Raw genomic sequence first — 2,363 nt, 5'->3', positions numbered from 1 at the left:
TCGAGTTCGACGTCCAGGAAGTGCCGCACGTCGGCGGCCGTGCCCGCGAGGGCCTTCTCCCCCGCCGCACGCACAGCCGGGCCGGTCTCCTTGTCGGCCAGGATGCCCTGCACCTTGGCGCGGTCCTCATCCTCGGCGCGGGCCGTGAACTGACCCTCCTTCAGGAAGTCCAGGATGTCCTGGTAACTGCCCCGCAGCGCCTTGTCGGCCGCCTTCTTCAGTACCGGCCCGGCACCGTTGGTGATCCAGACGACCTTCAGCCGGTTGTCGGGCTGGCGCCGCTCGTCGAGTTCGACGTCCAGGAAGTGCCGCACGTCGGCGGCCGTGCCCGCGAGGGCCTTCTCCCCCGCCGCACGCACAGCCGGGCCGGTCTCCTTGTCAGCCAGGATGCGCCGCACCTCGGCGCGGTCGTGCTCCTCCTGGCCCGTCCCCTGGTCCTCGGCACCCTTGGACGCGGTGTCAGGGCCCGAGACGCCGGCCGGCTGGGGGTTGTCGGCGGCGGAGGCCATCGACGGGAAGAGGACGGCGGGGGCCAGGACGGCGGCCGCGACGACGGCGGACACCCGGGGCAGCTTCATTCAGCACCTTGCGTTGTGCGGAGAGATTGTGAACGACCGTCAGCATAGATCTTCTTTTACGGTTGCCATACCAAATATTTGCCGCCGCCAGCACCGCACCCCCACAACACCCGCAACACTCACAGCATCCGCAACACCCGTAACACCCACGGCACCCGCAACACCCACGGCCCCAGACCCTAGGGTGGGGCGGATGAGCTTCCACGTGGTTGTCGGATACGGGCCCGCCGGGGCCGCCACCGCCCGCCTGCTGGCCGGGCAGGGGCACGCCGTACGGGTCGTCACCAGGGCGGGGAGCCCCGCACGGGGCGGGGCTCCGGTGCCCGGCATCGAGCACGTGGCGCTGGACGCGGGCGATCGCGCGCGACTGACGGAGGCCGCACGCGGCGCAGCGGCGATCTACGGCTGCGCGGCGCCGCCGCTGCCGCAGTGGGCGGCGCGGTGGCCGGCGCTGGCCTCCTCGCTGTGCGCGGCGGCCGAGGCCACCGGGGCGGTGCTGGTCATGCTCGGCAACCTCTACGGCTACGGTCCGGTGCGCGGTCCGATGACCGAGGACCTGCCGCTGGCCGCGGCCGGCCCCAAGGGGCGGGTGCGGGCGGCGGCGTGGGAGCAGGCTCGGGCGCTGCACGGGGCCGGGCGGATCCGGGCGGTCGAGGTGCGGGCCTCGGACTTCTTCGGCCCCGGGGTGACGGACGGCGGGCACCTGGCCTCGCGGGTGATGCCGGGCCTGCTGAAGGGCCGGAGCATCGCGGTGCTCGGCGACCCGGACGCGCCGCACAGCTGGACGTACCTGCCGGACGTGGCGCGGGCGTTGGCCGAGGTCGCGGGCGAGGAGCGGGCCTGGGGGCGGGCCTGGCACGTGCCGACGGCCCCCGCGCTGCCGGTGCGCGCGATGGTGGAACGGCTGGCCGCGCAGGCGGGCGTCGGACCGGTCGCGGTGCGCCGGCTCCCGCAGGCGCTGCTGGGCGCGGCGGGGCTGTTCTCCCCGCTGCTGCGTGAACTGCGGGAGGTCCGTTACCAGTTCGACCGCCCGTTCGTGGTGGACGCCTGCGCCTACGAGGCCGCGTTCGCGGTGCGCGCGACCGCGCTGGAGGAGCAGGTGGAGGCGACGGTGCGGTGGTGGCGCGAGCGGACGCAGGGGCGTTGAGCCCCCGGGCCGGTCAGTGCTTGAGGGCGTCGGCGCCGCGGTAGCCGGCGGGCACGCCCTGGGCGAAGACCACGTCGGCGGTCATGTGGCGGGTGCGCAGCGGGAGGATCTCCTGGTAGGCGGGCGAGTCGTACCAGGCGCGCAGGCGTTGGTGGTCGGGGAACTCGATGAGGATGAGGTCCTGTCCCCAGGTGCCTTCGACGGTCTCGATCCGGTCGCCGTGGATGAGGAAGCGGCCGTCGAAGGGGTCCAGGGTGGCGTCGATGCGCTGGAGGTACTCGACGATGTCGGGGCCGAACTCGACCGAGTGGACCTGGGCCATCGCGTAGGCGGTCATCGCTGTTCTCCTGGGGGTTGGTCCGGTGTCCGTGGTCTCCGACGGTACGGGCGGGGGCGGAGGGGGCGAATCCGTCGCGGATCGGTAGGGGGTACGTAGCCCGGGCCGCCCCTGGCCGTCCCCCTGACCAGGCGGGGTGTCGGACGACCCCCCAGAAAGCTGGGATACCGGCGGTTGATCGGACGCTGACACGCTGGCGGGGGGGGGCGGGCCGGGGGGGGCGCGGGGGCCCCCCCCCCCGCCCCCCGCCCCCCGCGGGGGCCCCGGGGGGGGTGGGGGGTGGGGTGGGGAGTGCCGCGGT

3 protein-coding genes are annotated in these 2,363 nt (G+C 74.5%); 1 reads left to right on the top strand and 2 read right to left on the bottom strand.

Annotation, left to right across the window (positions count from 1 at the left end):
- Window positions 1-578, bottom strand: a 578-nt coding sequence (locus ACFV6I_RS13750) for an ALF repeat-containing protein (RefSeq protein WP_380425204.1), incomplete at its 3' end; no start/stop codon positions are given.
- 193 nt (window positions 579-771) lie between these two features.
- Here ACFV6I_RS13750 and ACFV6I_RS13745 point away from each other — a divergent pair.
- A complete protein-coding gene (locus tag ACFV6I_RS13745) occupies window positions 772-1,725 on the top strand; it encodes an NAD-dependent epimerase/dehydratase family protein (RefSeq protein WP_380425202.1) in 954 nt (317 codons plus the stop codon).
- A 13-nt stretch (window positions 1,726-1,738) separates the two neighbouring features.
- Here ACFV6I_RS13745 and ACFV6I_RS13740 read toward each other — a convergent pair whose 3' ends face one another.
- On the bottom strand, window positions 1,739-2,062 hold the full coding sequence (locus tag ACFV6I_RS13740) for a DUF1330 domain-containing protein (protein WP_363376056.1): 324 nt from the start codon (window positions 2,060-2,062) through the stop codon (window positions 1,739-1,741).
- Window positions 2,063-2,363 lie beyond the last annotated feature (301 nt).

The organism is Kitasatospora sp. NPDC059803 (genome assembly GCF_042732255.1).
GTDB lineage: Bacteria > Actinomycetota > Actinomycetes > Streptomycetales > Streptomycetaceae > Kitasatospora.
The sequence above is the reverse complement of the archived record's forward strand: the minus strand, read 5'-3'. Positions and strand labels throughout refer to the sequence as shown.

Coding starts and splice junctions, on each gene's coding strand:
- ACFV6I_RS13745 (WP_380425202.1), top strand. CDS start 772: ATGAGCTTCCACGTGGTTGTCGGATACGGGCCCGCCGGGGCCGCCACC.
- ACFV6I_RS13740 (WP_363376056.1), bottom strand. CDS start 2,062: ATGACCGCCTACGCGATGGCCCAGGTCCACTCGGTCGAGTTCGGCCCC.